We start from the raw sequence: 19,146 nt of genomic DNA, 5'->3' as shown, positions 1-19,146 counted from the left end.
TCACTTATGAGGCTGGCAATTCGCGGGGAGATTTAAAACGGGAAAGAGATCAGTTTAACGTCTGTCGGCGTCACTTTTACCATCGACCCTTCGCTGTGCCAGGCACCCAACACCACGCGGAACGCGGGTTGGTCGTTAGCGGTAAGGGTATGCACGTCCGGGCGGTGGGTGTGCCCGTGGATCAGCCACTGCACCTGATGTTTTTCCATCCCGGCCACAACGGCATCTTGATTAACGTCCATGATGGCCAGCGATTTGCTGCTGTTGGCGGCTTTGCTGCCCGCGCGCATTTTCGCGGCTACCCGTTTGCGAATAAACAACGGCAGGGCGAGAAACAGCGTTTGCAGCCAGCGCTGATGAACTTTGGCGCGAAACGCCTGATAACCGTGGTCGTCAGTACACAGCGTATCGCCATGCATAATCAGTATCCGGCGGCCATACAGCGTGAGCACCTTTTCCTGCGGTAAAAGGATCATTGCGCTTTCACGCGCGAAGCGTTTCCCAAGCAGAAAGTCCCGGTTGCCGTGAATAAAGAAGCAAGGAACGCCCGCGTCAACCACCGCCTTGATTGCCGCCGCGATTTGCCGGTGCAGAGGCAGAGGGTCGTCGTCGCCGATCCAGGCTTCAAACAGATCGCCGAGGATATACAGCGCGTCGGCCTGACGGGCCTCTCCGGCTAAAAAACGCAGAAAACCGGCGGTGATCGCCGGTTCTTCCGTGCAGAGATGAAGATCTGCAATAAACAGTGTCGCCACGATTACTCGCTAACGGTCACGTTTTCGATGATCACGTCTTCTTTTGGTACGTCCTGGTGCATACCGCTGCGACCGGTCGCGACGCCTTTGATTTTATCCACAACGTCCATGCCTTCAACGACCTCGGCAAATACGCAGTAACCCCAGCCCTGCATGCTTTCGCCGGAGAAGTTCAGGAAGTCGTTGTCGACGACGTTGATGAAGAACTGCGCGGTTGCAGAGTGCGGAGCCTGAGTACGGGCCATCGCCAGCGTACCGCGGGTGTTTTTCAGACCGTTGTTGGCTTCGTTTTTGATCGCTTCTTTCGTTGCTTTCTGCTTCATGCCAGGTTCGAAACCGCCGCCCTGAATCATGAAACCGTTAATCACACGGTGGAAAATGGTGTTGTTGTAAAAACCTTCGCGGCAGTAGTCCAGGAAGTTTTTAACTGTTTCAGGCGCTTTATCATCAAACGTTTTGATTACGATATCGCCGTGATTAGTGTGGAAAGTAACCATTTTTGCATCCTGTTCCGATAGAGAAGTGCTTTAACCCGATGAGGGTCAGAGTAAGGGGTGTGTTATAGCATAAGCGCAGGCTGTGATCACCTTGCAAAGTGTGCTGATCCCATGCCGAATTATGGGTATTATACGGACTTTACGATCCACACACGTCTTACACGGAACCTTCAATGTTAAAAATTTTTAATACACTGACGCGCCAAAAAGAGGAATTCAAACCTATTCATGCCGGGGAAGTCGGCATGTACGTGTGTGGTATTACCGTTTACGATCTCTGTCATATCGGACATGGCCGTACTTTCGTCGCGTTTGATGTGGTGGCGCGTTACCTGCGTTTTCTGGGCTACACGCTGAAATACGTACGCAACATTACTGATATCGACGACAAAATCATCAAACGCGCTAATGAAAACGGTGAAAGCTTCGTGGCGCTTGTCGATCGCATGATCGCGGAAATGCACAAAGATTTTGATGCGCTGAATATTCTGCGCCCGGACATGGAGCCACGCGCGACGCATCATATCGCCGAGATCATTGAGATCACCGAGCAACTGATCGCCAAAGGCCACGCTTACGTCGCAGACAACGGTGACGTGATGTTCGACGTGCCGACTGACCCAAACTACGGTCTGCTGTCTCGCCAGGATCTGGATCAGTTGCAGGCCGGGGCGCGCGTGGACGTGGTTGACGTCAAACGCAACCCGATGGACTTCGTGCTGTGGAAGATGTCCAAAGAGGGCGAACCGAGCTGGCCGTCGCCGTGGGGCGCAGGCCGTCCTGGCTGGCATATTGAATGCTCGGCCATGAACTGCAAACAGCTGGGTAATCATTTTGATATTCACGGCGGCGGTTCGGATCTGATGTTCCCGCATCATGAAAACGAAATCGCGCAGTCCACCTGTGCGCACGACGGCGAATACGTGAACTACTGGATGCACTCCGGCATGGTGATGGTCGATCGCGAAAAGATGTCTAAATCGCTGGGCAATTTCTTCACCGTGCGCGACGTGTTGAAATACTACGATGCGGAAACGGTGCGCTACTTCCTGATGTCCGGTCACTACCGCAGCCAGCTGAACTACAGCGAAGAGAACCTCAAGCAGGCGCGTTCAGCGCTGGAGCGGCTGTACACCGCGCTGCGCGGAACGGATAAAACCGTCGCTCCTGCCGGTGGCGAGGCCTTTGAAACGCGCTTTATTGAGGCGATGAACGACGACTTCAATACGCCGGAAGCCTATTCGGTGCTGTTCGACATGGCGCGCGAAGTGAACCGTCTGAAAGGGGAAGATATGGCAGCCGCCAATGCCATGGCGTCGCATCTGCGTAAAATTTCTGCTGTGCTCGGTCTGCTGGAGCAGGAGCCGGAAGCGTTCCTGCAAAGCGGCGCGCAGGCGGATGACGGCGAAGTAGCCCAAATCGAAGCGTTGATCCAGCAGCGTCTGGATGCCCGTAAAGCGAAAGACTGGGCGGCGGCGGATGCGGCGCGCGATCGTCTGAACGAAATGGGTATCGTCCTGGAAGACGGACCACAGGGAACCACCTGGCGTCGCAAGTAAGACGGAGATCCCCGGCGGCGTTTACGCTTGTCGGGTTGAGGTTATTTACAGGCCGGATAAGACGTAACGCGTCGCTATCCGGCTTTTTATCGCCGTTTCCACCACAACATCCCCATTAGCATCAGCCCCGGTAACCACACCCACAGCAGTTCCGAGAATATCACCTGATGGCCATACGGCGTGGCATAGCGCGATAGCGCGAACGGCGCGACCTTAATCACCTGCCACGGCGCAAAAAAGCGTTCATCCGACCACGGCCACAGCCAGCCGACACCTTTTCCGCCGGTAGTGATCGAATCCAGTAAACTGTGTGACAGCAGTGATACCGTAAGAAACAGCCAGCAGCGCGTCAGGCTGGCTTTCAACCATCGTCGACCAATGAGCACGCACAGTATCGGCACCACAAAAGCAAACAGCAGCGAATGGGTAAAGCCGCGATGGCCGAACGCGTTGCCGTAGGCCACGCCGAGTTTAAAGGAGAGCACATCCATGTCCGGCACCATCGCCAGCGCGATACCGGCAAACAGCAAACGGGGGGGAATGACTTTTGTGCCCAGCCCTAAGCCGAGGCAGAGCGGGACAGCCGCGTGGGTGAGAATCGTTGGCATATTTTCGCTTCGTATGAAAAAACGCTATGTTCGCAACGCACTGTGAAGGGACGATGAAGTCACTCGACGGGAAGGGGAGCATCGCCGGACAGGGTGCGAAGACCGCTGTCCGGCAAAGGGCATCAGGCGACGACGGTGACGCTCTGACCGGCATAGCTGACGGTTTGACCGGCAACGATTTTGCAGCGTTTGCGGGTTTCCACCGCGCCGTCAACGTTGACCTGTCCTTCCGCAATGGCCATTTTCGCCTGGGCGCCGCTTTCGCTCCAGCCTTCCAGTTTCAGCAAATCACACAGTTCAACGTGAGAATGCTTGCCTAAAGAAAATGTCGCCATGTTAGTTATCCTGTGGGTCGTGATATTCAACACACGCCTGAAGCGTGTTTTCGATAAGAGTGGCGACGGTCATTGGGCCAACGCCGCCCGGCACGGGGGTAATGTAAGATGCGCGCGCGGACGCGTCGTCAAAAACGACGTCGCCAACCACCTTGCCATTTTCCAGACGGTTAATGCCGACATCAACCACGATGGCGCCTTCTTTGATCCACTCACCGGGAATAAAGCCCGGTTTACCGACCGCGACGACCAGCAGATCGGCATTTTCGACATGATGGCGCAGATTTTTGGTAAAGCGATGCGTCACCGTGGTCGTGCAACCGGCCAGCAGCAGCTCCATGCTCATCGGGCGGCCCACGATGTTGGATGCGCCAATCACGACGGCGTTCAGGCCGTAAAGGTCGATATTGTAGCGTTCAAGCAGGGTAACGATGCCGCGGGGCGTACAGGGACGCAGACGCGGCGCGCGCTGGCACAGGCGACCAACGTTGTAAGGATGAAAACCATCCACGTCTTTGTCCGGATCGATACGCTCCAGCACTTTCACGTTATCGATACCCGCCGGAAGCGGCAATTGCACCAGAATACCGTCAATGGTGTTATCGGCATTCAGCGTATCGATCAGTTCCAGTAACTCCGCCTCGCTGGTGGTTTCCGGCAGGTCATAGGAGCGGGAGACGAATCCCACTTCGTCACAGGCCTTACGTTTGCTTGCGACATAAATCTGCGAAGCCGGGTTACTGCCTACCAGCACAACCGCCAGTCCTGGCGCCCGCAGTCCGGCCGCCACGCGCGCCTGAACTTTTTGAGCAACCTCAGAGCGCACCTGCTGCGCAATCGTTTTACCGTCAATAATCTTTGCTGCCATCAGAGAGAGGATTCCATCTGTAATTTCACGTCGAAGGGGATGCGGCTATTTTGTCAGAAGTGAGGACGGTTGTCAGTCGCCGCTTACGGTCGCGGCAGTTTTTGACAGGAATCAGGCCGCTCTTGAGGTGAACGGCGGCGGTTATGCTCATAACTCAAGCAGTTGAAAGGAAAGCCATTGACCACCAGAGTGGTGAACGTATAATACCGGGCAGTTTTATGTCAGTTTGTTTTCTCTCGATGCTCCCTTAGCTCAGTTGGATAGAGCAACGGCCTTCTAAGCCGTCGGTCGCAGGTTCGAATCCTGCAGGGGGCGCCATTTCCTGGCGCGTTTACCTGGCGGTATTCAGGCCGGACCGCACAAAGCCGCCATCCGGCGCGAATATCTTCCTGTCACTCTTTATAAAAACTGGCCAGGTCGATGGTATTTTCTTTTACCGCATCCATGGCGCTGATAAATTCATTTTTTTGCGCTTCTTCGTCGCTGCGCGGTAAAGAGTTACCGTAAAAACGGCCATTTTTATGAATGGCCAGTGAGTCACTTTTTACCTGACCATTTACCATTCCCTGCGCATTAATGCTGACTTCGCCGCCGATACAATTGCCATTCAGAACGCCGTCGACGGCAATGGCATAGGCTATAATATCCCCTTCAACGTGACCGCTTTTCAGAATATGAACGGTTTTTTCAGAGCGAATAACACCGTCAATGCGGCCATTTACGTGAATATCGCTGGTGGAGTTAAGCTCGCCCTTAATAATACAGGTTTCCGGGATAACGGCGACCGACGGTTCCAGCGGGCTTTGCTGCGTCGGTTTTACCGTCAATTCCACATCGTCGCCGAGGTAAGAAACCTGAGAAGGGTTAAGAGAAGAGGCGATGTTGATGTCTGCATGAGTGTCGGCAAACGTGGTGTTTTGCTCTTTACGTTTGAACATGGTTCTGATCCCCGTCGATGATAAAATTAAATAAACAGCATAAAATAAACCACAGGTTAAAATAATTATGGCAATCACTTTCCATCGCGATTTTATCGTCAGGTAAAAATGTTGATCACCTACGCCATAATGAATAATGAGATAAAGCCAAAGCCCCCAAATAAGCCACAGGAGGTTATAATGCATAGACCTTCACCGAACCTCCCTTATTATCCTGATCGCTGTTCATCGGTGTCAGGACGGTAACATTCAGTGAATTAATGCACAATAAAAAATAAGAATGACCTTTTTTGCTTTGCAATAATTTGAATTCTATCGATTTAAAAAATGACAACGTGCGATTAACAATAATGACCGTGATCGGACACGCACAAAATTCTGACGGTAATAACGCTATTCTGTTAATAATTTGCCGGATAAATAGTCAGCGGCCAGACATGCCTTTTTTTCGGATTTTTTGTTTCAAAGAAGAATAAAAATTGTGCGCCAGGTGGAATTATTTAGCGTAACCGCATTGGCGTGGTCATAGGTTGACGAAAAGGCGGGCGGAGGAAAAACCGTGACGTCAGGAGCCGTGACGTGTTGGACATCGCCCGCCGGGCAATATCACTATGTGTATGAAATGTTAAAATTTTGTGTGGGTTAAAAATTCACCGCCATTGCCTCCTTTGATTTAGGAGGATTCTTAGCGCTGACGCCACCGGTAGCGACCTGTCAGCGCAGCGCTTTCGGTAAACTCAGCGTAAAGCGGGTCGCGCGGGCGTCAGACGTCACCGACACTTTTCCGTGATGCGCCGTTACAATCGACTTGACGATCGCCAGGCCTATGCCGCTGCCTTCGCCCTTGCGCTGGCGGGAGGGGTCCACGCGATAGAAACGATCAAACAGACGCGGCAGATGTTCCGCCGCAACCGGCGTTCCCGGGTTTTCAACCTCAATGCGCACCCGATCGTCAATCTCTTTTAGCCTGACGATGACGGTTTCGCCGCCAGGCGTATGACGCAACGCGTTTGATAATAAATTGCTCAGCGCTCTGCGCAACATTCCCGGATCGCCGAAAACATGGCACGGGCAGCCCTCAAGGCGCAGCGTGACGCCACGCTCCTCTGCCAGCGCTTCAAAAAAGTCGAACACCTTACTGACTTCCTCGGCCAGATTAAGCGCTTTTTTCTCTGGAATAAGCTGGTGGTTATCCGCCTGGGCCAGGAACAGCATGTCGCTGACCATTTTTGCCATATGGCTCAGTTCCTCAAGGCTGGAATAGAGCACCTCTTCCAGTTCCTTTTGAGTTCGCGGCTGGCTAAGAACAATCTCCGTCTGCGTCACCAGGTTGGTGATGGGCGTGCGGATCTCATGCGCGATGTCGGCAGAAAAATTAGACTGGCGGGTAAAGACATCTTCAATACGTTCCAGCATGTGGTTGAAAGAGAGCACCAGTCGTTCCAGCTCAATGGGGACATTTTGCGGGTCAAGGCGAACGTCGAGATCTTTCGAGGTAATGTTCTGGATCTGTCGGCTAACGCGGCGAATCGGCGCGTGTCCTTTATAGACCGCGAATAAAACCAGAAAGACGATCACCAGGCTAATGATCGACGCGGTCATGATCAGCTTGTTTTTCAGATCGTTAATGTAATGGAGGTGAAAGTCGATCGACAACGCCATGTACAGAGTATATGCCGGTTTACCGTCAATCTGCGGACCGACCGGCAGGCGGATCATGCGCCAGCTGGCGTGGGTGCCGTGTCCGGTCATTTGCTTCGCTGGCTCGTTGATCAGCCAAACGTTGCCGCCGGGAACGGTGGTGTCCGGCTCGGCGGTGGCGAGAAATTGCCGGATGTCCGGCGCGCCAGGCGAATGCAGAAGCGCGCGCCCGCGGGTGTCCTCCAGCGCAATGAGGACGTTTGAATAACCGGCAACCACATTTTGCACAATCTCCAGCCGCCGGGATTCCGGTTCATCGGAATGGCTGAGTATGCGCTCCAGCGTGGCGCTAATTTCATTGAGATCGTTCATGTCCTGTTCGGCAAAATGGACTTTTACCGACTGGATCATGATCCAGGCGAAGGCAAAGAAAGCGGCGACTGTGGCAAGGCTGATGAAAAAAGTCAGGCGTGTCGCCAGGGAAAAAGGTCGCTTACTGCGCATCCGGCACCTCAAGCACGTAGCCCACGCCGCGCACGGTCTGAATCAGTTTGGGTTCGAAGTCATTATCAATCTTGCCGCGCAGACGTTTCACGGCGACATCGATGGCATTGGTGTCGCTGTCGAAATTCATATCCCACACCTGGGAGGCGATCAGCGAGCGCGGCAGTACCTCGCCCTGGTGACGGAGAAAGAACTCAAGCAGGGTAAACTCTTTGCTGGTGAGAGTGATCCGCATTCCGCTCCGGCTGACTTTGCGACTGACCAGATCGACATTCAGGTCCGCCACCTGAAACTGACTTTCAACAATCACCGCGGCGCCGCGCCGCAGCAGCGTTCTGACGCGCGCCAGCAGCTCGGCGAAGGCGAACGGCTTAACCAGATAATCGTCCGCGCCTAATTCCAGTCCCTTCACCCGGTGTTCAATGGTGCCGAGCGCCGTGAGTAACAGAATCGGCATCCCTTTTCCGCCAGCGCGCAGCATACGCACAATATCCCAGCCGTTAACGTCGGGCAGCATAATGTCGAGAATGAGCAGGTCGTAGTCGCCGGTCATCGCCAGGTGATAGCCATTCAGGCCGTTATCCGCAAGATCGACCACAAAGCCCGCTTCCGTCAGCCCTTTGGTCAGATACTCCCCGGTTTTTTTCTCATCTTCGACGATCAGTATCTTCAACGCATCCTCCTTCCGTCGCCTGTTGACGTGGCGTCTCCCAATTCTAGAGAAGTCAGATCGGATAGCAATCGCCTTCCGGGAAAATGACAGCTTTGTCATTTTGCTGTCACCGACTGAACAGAGAGCGCCAGGTAAAGTTACCCGCATCTTTCCTTATGTTAATCAGGCTTATGTGCACATTCAGGTTTTTTACCCTCAGCACGGCGCTGCTGCTGGCAGGATGCTCGCTGGCGCCGGACTACCAGCGCCCGGCCTTACCGGTGCCGCAGCAGTTTTCGCTGAGCCACAACCGTCTGATGACCGCGCCTGCGAACTATCAGGACAGCGGCTGGCGGCAGTTTTTTGTTGATCCTCAAGTCAAAACGTTTATTAGCGAAGCGTTGCGTAATAACCGGGATTTACGCATGGCGACGCTGAAAGTGCAGGAGGCGAGGGCGCAGTACCGGGTCACCGACGCCGACCGCTATCCGCAGTTGAACGCAGAAGGCAGCGGAAGCTGGAGCGGAAATCTCAAGGGCGACAGCGGAACCAGCCGCGAATACGACGCGGGACTGAATCTCAGTGTTGATCTGGATTTCTTTGGTCGGCTGAAAAACATGAGCGAAGCCGACCGGCAAAACTTTTTTGCCAGCGAAGAAGCCCGTCGGGCGGTCCATATTTTGCTGGTTTCGAACGTGGCGCAAAGCTATTTCAGTCAGCGTCTTGCGGCGGCTCAACTTCGGGTTGCCGAAGAAACGTTAGGCAATTATCAGCGTTCTTATGCGCTGGTGGAAAAGCAACTGGTCACCGGTACCAGTAATGTGCTGGCGCTGGAACAGGCGCGCGGCGTTATTGAAAGCACCCGCAGCGACATCGCCAAACGTCAGGGGGAACTGGCGCAGGCCAATAACGCGTTACAGCTTCTGCTGGGCGCCTATGCCCGGCTACCGGAGGAAAACGCCGCTGGCGAGGGCGATCTCCATGCTGTAACTCTGCCGCCTGCGCTGTCGTCGCACATCTTATTGCAACGACCGGACATTATGGAGGCAGAGCATACGCTGATGGCGGCGAACGCCAATATTGGCGCGGCGCGGGCGGCGTTTTTCCCCTCCATTAGCCTGACCAGCGGCATTTCCGGCAGCAGCAGCGATCTGACGAACTTATTCAGCGCGGCGGGCGGCATGTGGAGCTTCATCCCAAAGGTGGAGCTGCCGATTTTCAATGCCGGTCGTAATCAGGCCAGTCTCGATCTGGCCGAGATCCGTCAACAGCAGTCGGTGGTCAATTACGAGCAAAAAATCCAGAACGCGTTTAAAGAGGTCGCTGACGCGCTGGCGCTGCGCCAGAGTCTGGCCGGGCAGATTCGCGGCCAGCAACACTACCTCGCGTCGCTGCACATTACCCTGCAACGCGCCAGAGCGCTCTATCGCCACGGTGCGGTGAGTTACATCGACGTGCTGGACGCGGAGCGTTCGTTGTTTTCAACCCAACAAACGTTGCTGGACCTCAATTACGCCCGCCAGGTTAACGAAATCAAACTGTATACCGCCCTCGGCGGCGGCTGGGTGGAATAAATCCCCCGGCAGCGGGCCAGGCCTCCTGTAGCCGGTTCAGGCGCCAGTCGCCGTCCGGCAAAATTCACTCCTTCTGAAAGGTGACTTATGAACAATCTCTTTAAAGCAGTCGTCATAACGGTTTTCTCTGTGCTGGCAGCCCATGTTCAGGCCAGTGAACATCATCATGACGGGATGATTGCCGCTGAACACAGCCCGGTGGTGAGCGCAACGGGAGTCGTCAAAGCCATAGACGGGGAAAGCAAGAAGGTCACCATTGCGCACGAGCCGATCCCGGCGCTGAACTGGCCGGCCATGACCATGCGCTTTACCCTCACGTCGCAAACGCAGCTTAACGGGATCACGCCTGGCGATAGCGTCACCTTTCATTTTGTCCAGCAGGGGAATCTTTCGTTATTGCAGGACATTAAGCGTCAGTAATTTTTCTTTATTTCAACGTTGGGCATGACCTCATGAAAAATATCGCGCTGATTATCGGCTGCATGGTGGCTGGCGGACTTATCGCCGTGGGCGGTTACGCGTATTTCACAGCCGATCGCGGGCCTGACGATGCGTCGTCTACCGCACAAAACGACGCCCGCAAGGTGCTGTTCTGGTACGACCCGATGTACCCGAATACCCGCTTCGACAAGCCGGGAAAATCGCCCTTTATGGATATGGACCTGGTGCCGAAATACGCCGATGAAGAAAGCGCAAACGCCGCCGCGCCGGGCGTGCGGATTGACCCCACACAGACGCAAAACCTCGGCGTGAAAACCGGGGTCGTTCGCCGGGGGGCGCTGACCTTTGCGCAGACTTTCCCGGCGAACGTCAGCTACAACGAATATCAGTATGCGATTATGCAGGCGCGCGCCGCCGGGTTTATCGAAAAAGTCTGGCCGTTGACCGTCGGCGATAAAGTGAAAAAGGGCGCGCCGCTGCTTGAGCTGACCATTCCTGACTGGGTGGAAGCGCAAAGTGAGTATCTGCTGCTGAAGGAGACTGGCGGAACCGCCAGCCAAGTTGAGGGGATCCTTGAACGCCTTCGGCTGGCCGGCATGCCGGAAGCGGATCTTCGCCGCCTGATTACCACCCGCAATATTCAGACCCGCTTCACCCTCACCGCGCCGATCGACGGCGTGATTACCGCCTTTGATTTACGCGCCGGAATGAACATCAGCAAAGATAATGTGGTGGCGAAGATTCAGGGAATGAATCCGGTCTGGGTAACGGCTGCCGTGCCGGAGTCCATTGCGTGGCTGATTAAAGACGCCTCGCAGTTTTCACTGACCATACCGGCCCGTCCCGACATGCATTTCACCTTCCGCAAATGGACGCTGTTGCCGAGTGCGGATGCCTCAACCCGTACCCTGCAACTGCGTCTGGAAGTGGACAACCCCGACGAAGCGCTGAAGCCAGGCATGAACGCTTTTCTTAGCCTCAACAGCCAAAGCGAGCCAATGCTGCTGATCCCGACAAAAGCGCTGATCGACACCGGCAGCGAACAGCGGGTGATTACGGTTGATAATGAAGGGCGCTTTGTGCCGAAACGGGTGTCGGTATTCCAGTCATCGCAGGGATTAACGGCAATCCGTTCCGGCTTGCAAGAAGGGGAAAACGTGGTTTCCAGCGGTCTGTTTTTGATTGACTCCGAAGCGAATATCGCTGGCGCGCTGGATCGAATGCGAGCGGCGTCCACTCCTGACACATCCACGCCCGCCGCGCATGCGCACTGAGGAGAACGCAGATGATTGAATGGATAATCCGCCGCTCGGTCGCCAACCGTTTTCTGATCGTCATTGGCGCGCTTTTCCTTGGCGTCTGGGGAACCTGGACCATTGTGAATACGCCAGTGGACGCGCTACCCGATCTCTCCGACGTGCAGGTGATTGTCAAAACGCGTTACCCAGGGCAGGCGCCGCAAATCGTGGAAAATCAGGTCACGTATCCGTTAACGACCACGATGCTGTCCGTGCCGGGCGCCAAAACGGTGCGCGGCTTCTCGCAGTTTGGCGATTCGTATGTGTACGTCATTTTTGAAGACGGCACCGATCCGTACTGGGCGCGTTCGCGAGTGCTTGAATATCTTAATCAGGTGCAGGGAAAACTTCCCGCCGGAGTGAGCGCGGAAATGGGACCGGACGCCACAGGCGTTGGCTGGATCTTTGAATATGCGCTGGTCGACCGCAGCGGTAAGCACGATCTGGCCGAATTGCGTTCGTTACAAGACTGGTTTCTGAAATATGAACTTAAAACGATTCCCGACGTGTCGGAGGTGGCTTCGGTCGGCGGGGTGGTGAAAGAATATCAGGTGGTCATTGATCCGATGAAACTTGCCCAGTACGGCATCAGCCTGGCGGAGGTAAAGGCCGCGCTGAGCACGTCAAATCAAGAGGCGGGCGGGTCGTCGGTCGAACTGGCGGAAGCGGAATACATGGTGCGCGCCAGCGGCTATCTGCAATCGCTGGAGGATTTCAATCATATCGTCCTGAAGACGAATGAAAACGGCGTGCCGGTGTATCTGCGCGATGTGGCGAGGGTGCAAATCGGTCCTGAAATGCGCCGGGGGATCGCCGAACTGAACGGCGATGGCGAAGTGGCGGGCGGGGTGGTGATCCTGCGCTCCGGGAAAAATGCGCGCGAGGTCATCTCCGCCGTGAAGAACAAGCTGGACACCCTGAAACGCAGTTTGCCGGAAGGGGTGGAGATCGTAACAACCTACGATCGCAGTGGGCTGATTGACCGCGCCATCGACAATCTTAGCGATAAGCTGCTGGAAGAGTTCATTGTCGTGGCGCTGGTCTGCGCGCTGTTTCTCTGGCACCTGCGTTCCGCGCTGGTGGCGATCATTTCTTTGCCGCTGGGGTTGTGTATTGCTTTTATTGTGATGCATTTTCAGGGGCTTAACGCCAATATCATGTCGCTTGGCGGTATCGCTATCGCCGTTGGCGCAATGGTCGACGCTGCGATTGTGATGATCGAAAACGCCCATAAACGGCTGGAGGAGTGGGCACATCAGCATCCGGGGAAAAACATCGATAACGAGACGCGCTGGCAGGTGATTACGCAGGCCTCCGTCGAGGTGGGACCTGCGTTGTTCATCAGTCTGTTAATTATTACCCTTTCTTTCATCCCTATCTTTACCCTGGAAGGCCAGGAAGGGCGTCTGTTCGGGCCGCTGGCGTTCACAAAAACCTGGGCAATGGCCGGTGCGGCGCTGCTGGCGATTGTGGTGATTCCTGTGCTGATGGGGCTGTGGATCCGCGGCAATATTCCGGCGGAAAGCCGCAATCCCCTGAACCGCTTGTTGATCCGTCTTTACCATCCGCTGCTGCTGAACGTGCTGCGCTGGCCGAAAACCACGCTGCTGTTGGCGCTACTTTCTGTCCTGACGGTTGCCTGGCCGCTCGGCAAAGTGGGCGGCGAGTTCTTACCGCAGATTAACGAAGGCGACTTGCTGTATATGCCTTCCACGCTACCGGGGATCTCGGCGGCGGAAGCGGCCAGCATGTTGCAGAAAACCGATAAGCTGATTATGAGCGTGCCGGAAGTGGCGCGGGTTTTCGGCAAAACCGGCAAAGCAGAAACCGCAACGGATTCCGCACCGCTGGAAATGGTGGAAACCACCATTCAGCTTAAGCCGCAGGATCAGTGGCGTCCGGGGATGACGATGGAAAAAATCATTGAGCAACTGGACCAGACCGTTCGTCTGCCGGGGCTGGCAAACCTGTGGGTGCCGCCGATTCGTAACCGCATCGATATGCTTTCCACCGGCATCAAAAGTCCCATTGGCATCAAAGTGTCCGGCAACGTGCTGGCGGATATTGACGCGATGGCCGAACAGATCGAGAACGTCGCGAGAACTGTACCGGGGGTAACCTCTGCGCTGGCGGAACGTCTGGAAGGCGGACGTTATCTCCATATCGACATCGATCGGGAAAAAGCGGCGCGCTACGGGATGACGGTCGGCGACGTACAGCTGTTCGTCTCCTCTGCGATCGGCGGGGCGATGGTGGGGGAGACCGTGGAGGGCATCGCCCGCTATCCGATTAATCTGCGTTATCCGCAGAACTATCGCGACGGCCCGCAGGCGCTACGGCAGTTGCCGATTTTGACGCCGTTAAAACAGCAAATCACGCTGGCTGATGTGGCGGAGGTCAACATCACGTCCGGCCCGTCGATGTTAAAAACGGAAAATGCGCGCCCCACCAGTTGGATCTACATCGACGCCCGCGACAGGGATATGGTTTCCGTGGTGAACGATCTCAAGCAGGCGATTGCGAAAAACGTGCAGATGAAGCCCGGCACCAGCGTCGCGTTTTCCGGACAGTTTGAACTGCTGGAGCGGGCGAATCATAAGCTTAAAATGATGGTGCCGATGACGCTGATGATTATTTTTGTTCTGCTGTACCTGGCGTTCCGTCGCGTTGGCGAGGCGCTGTTAATCATTACCAGCGTGCCGTTTGCGCTGGTGGGCGGGATCTGGTTTCTTTACGGGATGGGGTTCCATTTGTCGGTGGCGACGGGGACCGGGTTTATCGCCCTTGCCGGCGTCGCCGCTGAGTTTGGCGTGGTGATGTTGATGTACCTGCGTCATGCCATAGAGGCCGAGCCAGCGCTGAATAATCCGCAGACTTTCACGGCAGAGAAGCTCGACGATGCGCTTTATCACGGCGCGGTACTCCGGGTGCGGCCGAAAGCGATGACCGTGGCGGTTATCATTGCCGGTCTGCTGCCTGTTTTATGGGGCACAGGGACCGGGTCAGAGGTGATGAGCCGCATCGCCGCGCCAATGATTGGCGGGATGATTACCGCGCCGCTATTGTCGCTGTTTATTATTCCCGCCGCCTATAAGCTGATGTGGTTGTGCAGGCATCATGCCGCAGGGAGGAGATAATCTTATTCACATTATCCGGCCTGGTGTCACCGCACCGGTCGGATACCTTCATTTCGTTTGAATGAAATCCCTCGCCGTTTTTCCTCTCCTGTAAGCGTTTTTTTCATCATTTTTTGTATTTATTTTCTCCTGAAAGAGCGGATTAATTCCGCTCGACGTGACTGAGGACATATTCAACAGCGTGTTGCGCAGAAAAACAGCGATGTTTATCGCGTACTGAAAGCCCTTCCTCTCGTCCATTTTTTTATTTCATGGTGCTTCGTTTTTTAGCCGAATTATCCCTTTTTGTAATGAAATTTTCGTTAAGTTGGGATTTTTGCACGCATAAAGTGGGCCAGTTTTACACTTCACTGAATGTTTTTACAAATCAATTAATCAATAAAAATAGCTAAAAACTTAATATCGTGCGAAATATCTGAAAGAGAATCCCTTATGGTAAACAAAAACTATCAGTCAGGAAAATTCTCCTTCTTTTTTATTTTAATTAAATGAGAAGTATCTGGATTACGAAAAATAAGGATTGACTATGGGATTTGGAATGGCAAAGGAAAATAAATTTGAAATCGTGGCCATTATTCGTGAAGAACTTCTCAGAAAAACCAAACTGGAGTTGAAATTCAAGGAAAACAGTGTGGTCACGCAGCTGGAAAAGGTGGACTTCGATTATTTCGTTATTGTTGAACGCAGCGAGGTTATGCCTTCTTCGATCCAGCATTTCATTCTGCATAGCGAAAGAGGCATTATTAAGTTTAACGCCAGGTTTAGTCCCTCGCTGACGGCTAAAATGAAGGGCGGACTGGCGTATTACATTCCTGACGTCATTTTTTTTGTGCAACGTCGGCAACATCAGCGCTTTTCCTTTCTGAAAGGCCAGCATTTTTATTGTCTGGGTCGTTATAAAAACGGCGAAAATTACAGTCTACAAATCAAAAATATCTCCCGCGGCGGCTGTGCGCTAATGTCACCGAGTGTGAATACGCGATTTCTGTATAAAGACGCGCTAATCAAAGGGGCATTACTTGAATTTGAACAGTTCGGTTCGCTCCACCTGGATCTCAGAGTGGTCAACGTCGTACCCATACAAGAATTTGACGAAAATAATCAGCTTTATGCCAGTCAACAAATCTCCTGCAAATTTCAATTCAAACATCCTCGTGAGGAGTGCGGGGTCGAAAAAGTCATCATTAATATTTTGTTGAGTAATAAGCTTAAAAGTTTATAAAAATTTAAACCAGAAGGGAGGCTCTCATGTTAATGAGTGGATGTGGAGATTTTGTGGGTCAGGGCATCTCTGACTATTTAAAAAGTAAACATGTTGAAGTCACGCCTGTCCCCTGGCGGGTTATGGTCAATAACGCCGCGCGTTATCGCCATCGTACGATGATTTTTAATCTCACCAGCCATAAACACGCCTGTGCGGACTTTGTGAATTATTTAAATAAAAACAGATTTAACGTTCACGACAATACGGTGGTGGTTATCGCTGACAGTCGTCTGGCAAAACTGTGCACCGAGTTATTGTATGTTGAAAAGGCCATCGTATTGACAGATAAATCGCCGCTGCGGGATTACCGACGACTGGCCACACTGGCGAGCGAGTACTGGAGCCCGCAGTTATTTCGTTCACAAAAAAGACTCACCGACCGCGAGCGGCAGGTTCTCCGTTTACTGGTGGGCGGTTATTCACCGCAGGAGATCTCAAGCCTGGTCAGCCTGAATTACAAAACCATCCAGACGCATAAGATGAAAATTATTGAGAAGCTGGGTTTGGCAAACTCTGCGGAACTGAATAAATTGATAGTCAGATTCAACCATCGCTTATCCTTCCTGTCGTAAGTTTGCCTGTAATATTTCTGGTTCAGGTACGACTTCGCGAGGGCGATGCGCGCGGCGTGGTACCCAATGGAAGGATAACATCAGGAGGGAAAAGTGGCAGATTCCGGCGCCGTGCTGAAAGCGTTAAAAGGCGCGAAACAGACTCAGCAGCTTTATATGGTATATCAGCCGATCCTTAATTTGCGCACCGGACGCATTTGCGCATTCGAGGCGTTGATGCGCTGGAACAGCCCGGAAATGGGAATGGTGCCGCCGGATATGTTTATTTCACTGTTAGAAAACAGCGGTCAGTTCCTGGCCGTGGAAGAGATGGTGACGAAAACGCCGTGGGAGACGGCGGCAGGCTGGCCTGAATACCTGTCATTGTCGATCAATTTCTCGGCCCTTGAACTATGTGACCCGCAATTACCCGCGCGGGTCCAGCATAATCTTGCGAAATACGGTCTGGACCCGCGGCGCTGTGAAATTGAGGTCACGGAAACACAGCCTCTGTACGAATGCCAGATCGCGGCGAAAAATATGCGTGAGCTGAAGGCGCTGGGGATCACCTTCGCGCTGGATGACTTTGGCACCGGACACGCCAATCTTGACTATTTGCTGCGCTATCCCTTTGACACCTTAAAGATGGATAAATCGTTTCTTGCGGCGGTGCCGGAAGGGGCGAGATCGGCGCAACTGGTGGAGGGGATAATTTCTCTGGCGCATAACGTTGGGGTTGAGGCTCTGGCGGAAGGCGTCGAAGAGGAAGCGCAAAACGATTGGCTGATTGGGATGGGCTGCGATAAAGCCCAGGGATTTTATTTTTCACCGCCGATCCCGCCGGAGGCGATCCCGGCCTTATTAAAACGTTATTCATAGTACAGAGTAAATGGCTGTGCGTTCAGATGACTCCACGGGAAAAAAAATCCCTCTGCATCACTGAGGGATTCTGCGTAGAGTTGCGCTAAGCCGTATGCCGCTTAAAACGTTTTCTTAATGCCAATTGAGGCGTTTATCGGGGCTTCAACCCAACAGCAGGGATTTTGTAACACACCGACAAAACGTTGCGGTTAACCTGCCAGCAGTTCCTGCTCGACGTGTTTTACCTGCACTTCCAGCGTATCGCGAAGCGCAGCTAATGCGCGCTCCTGCTCAGCGAAATACGCTTCTTTGTCCTGTACCGATGTCGCCAGACGCCAGGCGTTTTCCGCTTCCAGTTCCGCAATCTCTTTCAGTAACGCTTCTATCTGGCTGCGCAACTGGCGAATTTTTTTCTGCAAATGTTCCAGATTATTCAGCCTGTCGCTGGCCATCATCGGCTCCAGACCGCTTTGCAACTGCGAAAGCAGCGAACGAATTGCCGCCAGATCGGCATTCTGCCGCGCAAGGTTAAGCTTCACCATCATCTGATGCGCCTTCTCTTTAAGATCATCGGCGACCACGTCAGGATGACACAGGCGGCTGGCTTGTCGCCACAGGCGCTTAAGCTCACTGCGTTCGTCTGCGGAAAGACGCTGGTCGCGGGCAAAACGGTGCAGGGCGTCCTGCTGCTGTTCCTGGTATTCCTGATATTCATGGGCCGCGTCTTCCTGCGCCTGACGGGCCGCGCCGTCATCATGGTGGGTGGCGTCGCTTTCCAGCTCGCGGATTTCAGCGAGCAGATCGGCAATCAGTTCCGTTTGCTGCTGAATACGCTCTCGCACTGTTACGGCTTCGCGGGAGGTTGAACTTATCGCCATCCATTGCAGTTTGAGCTGCGCTAACCTTTCGATAGCCAGCGAAATATACTGCTGGCAGGCACGATAATCCTTTTCACGCCGTTGACGTTCCACTTCCTGTTTGCGCCGGGCGCTGGCCGCCAGTTGTTGGCGCAACGCCAGAATCCGGCTCATCAAGGGGCCAAGACGCAGGTGATACTGGTCATTAAATTCGTCGAGGATCTGAATGCGGGTATTACGGGTGTCGATCAGCTCGCGCAACTGGGCTTCCAGCGCCTTAAGCTCCAGCTTGCTGGCGGCAATGGCCGGGTCCTGCCAATGGGTGAGGGCACGTTGATTTTGCAGCCAGGCGGCGATGTCGCGCATGGCATCGCTGAATCGACCCGATTCAATGGCGAGGGCAATGGCGTAAAGAGCAGGATCGCCAGCCTCTTGTTTTAAATGCACAAGCTGCTGCTGGATAATCTGCTGATCTTCAAGTTCGATAGCGCTTTTAACGATTTCGAGTCGTTTAATGATCTTATTCATGACACCCGTAGCCTGGCGTAACCATCCCAAGAATGACGCGATTTAGGTTAAGTCATACTTTTGATATTTATGGAAAAAACAGCAATCTGCATTTTGTGGTCTGTCATGCCTTTTCGTCCAGAATAATTCGCAGAAATTCTCGATTCGCCCATTTTTCGGTGGGACTCCTCACATTCCGAACCCCTGTTTCAAAAAGGGTCTTTTTTAAGCGAAATTTGCTTGCGATGAAAAAGAGAATAAGTATAGTTCTCATTCTCTTTATTATTTTAATGCATTAC

Annotated in this window: 17 protein-coding genes and 1 tRNA gene; 9 read left to right on the top strand and 9 right to left on the bottom strand. The window is 53.6% G+C overall.

The genetic code is table 11. The features are described from left to right. Positions 1–32: 32 nt before the first annotated feature. On the bottom strand, positions 33–755 hold the full coding sequence (gene lpxH / locus CSE01S_RS06290; protein WP_042285748.1) for a UDP-2,3-diacylglucosamine diphosphatase: 723 nt from the start codon (positions 753–755) through the stop codon (positions 33–35). Positions 756–757: 2 nt separating this feature from the next. Next, on the bottom strand, positions 758–1,252 hold the full coding sequence (gene ppiB / locus CSE01S_RS06285) for a peptidylprolyl isomerase B (protein ID WP_012904905.1): 495 nt from the start codon (positions 1,250–1,252) through the stop codon (positions 758–760). Positions 1,253–1,425: 173 nt separating this feature from the next. Here ppiB and cysS point away from each other — a divergent pair, with 173 nt between their 5' ends. Next, the gene (cysS, locus tag CSE01S_RS06280) at positions 1,426–2,811 is read left to right on the top strand and encodes a cysteine--tRNA ligase (RefSeq protein WP_042285746.1); all 1,386 of its coding nucleotides are present in this window, start codon (positions 1,426–1,428) and stop codon (positions 2,809–2,811) included. A gap of 86 nt (positions 2,812–2,897) precedes the next feature. On the opposite strand, the gene CSE01S_RS06275 is transcribed toward cysS, so the two are convergent. The 3 genes from CSE01S_RS06275 to folD all read right to left on the bottom strand — a co-directional run bounded on the left by CSE01S_RS06275 (position 2,898) and on the right by folD (position 4,622). After that, positions 2,898–3,419, bottom strand: a complete 522-nt coding sequence (locus CSE01S_RS06275; RefSeq protein ID WP_042285744.1) for a metal-dependent hydrolase — start codon at positions 3,417–3,419, stop codon at positions 2,898–2,900. Positions 3,420–3,541: 122 nt separating this feature from the next. Further along, on the bottom strand, positions 3,542–3,754 hold the full coding sequence (gene ybcJ / locus CSE01S_RS06270) for a ribosome-associated protein YbcJ (RefSeq protein ID WP_042285741.1): 213 nt from the start codon (positions 3,752–3,754) through the stop codon (positions 3,542–3,544). 1 nt (position 3,755) lies between these two features. Beyond that, the gene (gene folD / locus CSE01S_RS06265) at positions 3,756–4,622 is read right to left on the bottom strand and encodes a bifunctional methylenetetrahydrofolate dehydrogenase/methenyltetrahydrofolate cyclohydrolase FolD (RefSeq protein ID WP_042285739.1); all 867 of its coding nucleotides are present in this window, start codon (positions 4,620–4,622) and stop codon (positions 3,756–3,758) included. A gap of 241 nt (positions 4,623–4,863) precedes the next feature. Between folD and CSE01S_RS06260 the strand changes: the two genes are divergently transcribed. Further along, positions 4,864–4,940, top strand: a tRNA-Arg gene (locus CSE01S_RS06260). A gap of 74 nt (positions 4,941–5,014) precedes the next feature. Here CSE01S_RS06260 and CSE01S_RS21935 read toward each other — a convergent pair. The 3 genes from CSE01S_RS21935 to cusR all read right to left on the bottom strand — a co-directional run bounded on the left by CSE01S_RS21935 (position 5,015) and on the right by cusR (position 8,378). Beyond that, positions 5,015–5,560, bottom strand: coding sequence for a bactofilin family protein (locus CSE01S_RS21935; RefSeq protein ID WP_157845128.1), 546 nt, complete (start codon positions 5,558–5,560; stop codon positions 5,015–5,017). Positions 5,561–6,274: 714 nt separating this feature from the next. Continuing rightward, positions 6,275–7,705 (bottom strand): Cu(+)/Ag(+) sensor histidine kinase, encoded by a 1,431-nt coding sequence (locus tag CSE01S_RS06250; RefSeq protein ID WP_042285737.1) that lies wholly within the window; start codon positions 7,703–7,705, stop codon positions 6,275–6,277. Further along, the gene (cusR, locus tag CSE01S_RS06245; protein ID WP_042285734.1) at positions 7,695–8,378 is read right to left on the bottom strand and encodes a copper response regulator transcription factor CusR; all 684 of its coding nucleotides are present in this window, start codon (positions 8,376–8,378) and stop codon (positions 7,695–7,697) included. Before cusR ends, CSE01S_RS06250 begins: the two co-directional genes overlap by 11 nt. Before the next feature lie 170 nt (positions 8,379–8,548). Here cusR and CSE01S_RS06240 point away from each other — a divergent pair, with 170 nt between their 5' ends. From CSE01S_RS06240 to CSE01S_RS06205, 7 genes are all read left to right on the top strand, one after another. Next, positions 8,549–9,931: an efflux transporter outer membrane subunit gene (locus CSE01S_RS06240; protein WP_042285731.1), complete on the top strand. Its 1,383-nt coding sequence runs from the start codon at positions 8,549–8,551 to the stop codon at positions 9,929–9,931. 87 nt (positions 9,932–10,018) lie between these two features. Further along, a complete protein-coding gene (gene cusF / locus CSE01S_RS06235; protein WP_042285728.1) occupies positions 10,019–10,351 on the top strand; it encodes a cation efflux system protein CusF in 333 nt (110 codons plus the stop codon). 32 nt (positions 10,352–10,383) lie between these two features. Beyond that, positions 10,384–11,646 carry an efflux RND transporter periplasmic adaptor subunit gene (locus CSE01S_RS06230; RefSeq protein WP_042285726.1) on the top strand — a complete coding sequence of 421 codons (1,263 nt, stop codon included), beginning with the start codon at positions 10,384–10,386 and terminating at the stop codon, positions 11,644–11,646. A gap of 11 nt (positions 11,647–11,657) precedes the next feature. Further along, positions 11,658–14,807, top strand: coding sequence for a CusA/CzcA family heavy metal efflux RND transporter (locus CSE01S_RS06225; RefSeq protein ID WP_042285722.1), 3,150 nt, complete (start codon positions 11,658–11,660; stop codon positions 14,805–14,807). A gap of 526 nt (positions 14,808–15,333) precedes the next feature. After that, positions 15,334–16,029, top strand: a complete 696-nt coding sequence (locus CSE01S_RS06215; RefSeq protein WP_042285717.1) for a flagellar brake protein — start codon at positions 15,334–15,336, stop codon at positions 16,027–16,029. A gap of 26 nt (positions 16,030–16,055) precedes the next feature. After that, the gene (locus tag CSE01S_RS06210; RefSeq protein WP_042285715.1) at positions 16,056–16,643 is read left to right on the top strand and encodes a helix-turn-helix transcriptional regulator; all 588 of its coding nucleotides are present in this window, start codon (positions 16,056–16,058) and stop codon (positions 16,641–16,643) included. Positions 16,644–16,736: 93 nt separating this feature from the next. Next, positions 16,737–17,501 carry an EAL domain-containing protein gene (locus tag CSE01S_RS06205; protein WP_042285713.1) on the top strand — a complete coding sequence of 255 codons (765 nt, stop codon included), beginning with the start codon at positions 16,737–16,739 and terminating at the stop codon, positions 17,499–17,501. A 191-nt stretch (positions 17,502–17,692) separates the two neighbouring features. Here the strand turns inward: CSE01S_RS06205 and CSE01S_RS06200 are convergent, their stop codons facing one another. After that, complete coding sequence (locus CSE01S_RS06200) at positions 17,693–18,868, bottom strand: coiled-coil domain-containing protein (RefSeq protein ID WP_042285712.1); 1,176 nt, start codon at positions 18,866–18,868, stop codon at positions 17,693–17,695. Positions 18,869–19,146 lie beyond the last annotated feature (278 nt).

The organism is Citrobacter sedlakii NBRC 105722 (assembly GCF_000759835.1).
GTDB classification, from domain to species: Bacteria; Pseudomonadota; Gammaproteobacteria; order Enterobacterales; family Enterobacteriaceae; genus Citrobacter_A; species Citrobacter_A sedlakii.
Note: the sequence above shows the minus strand (reverse complement) of the source record. Positions and strands in the feature narration are given on the sequence as shown.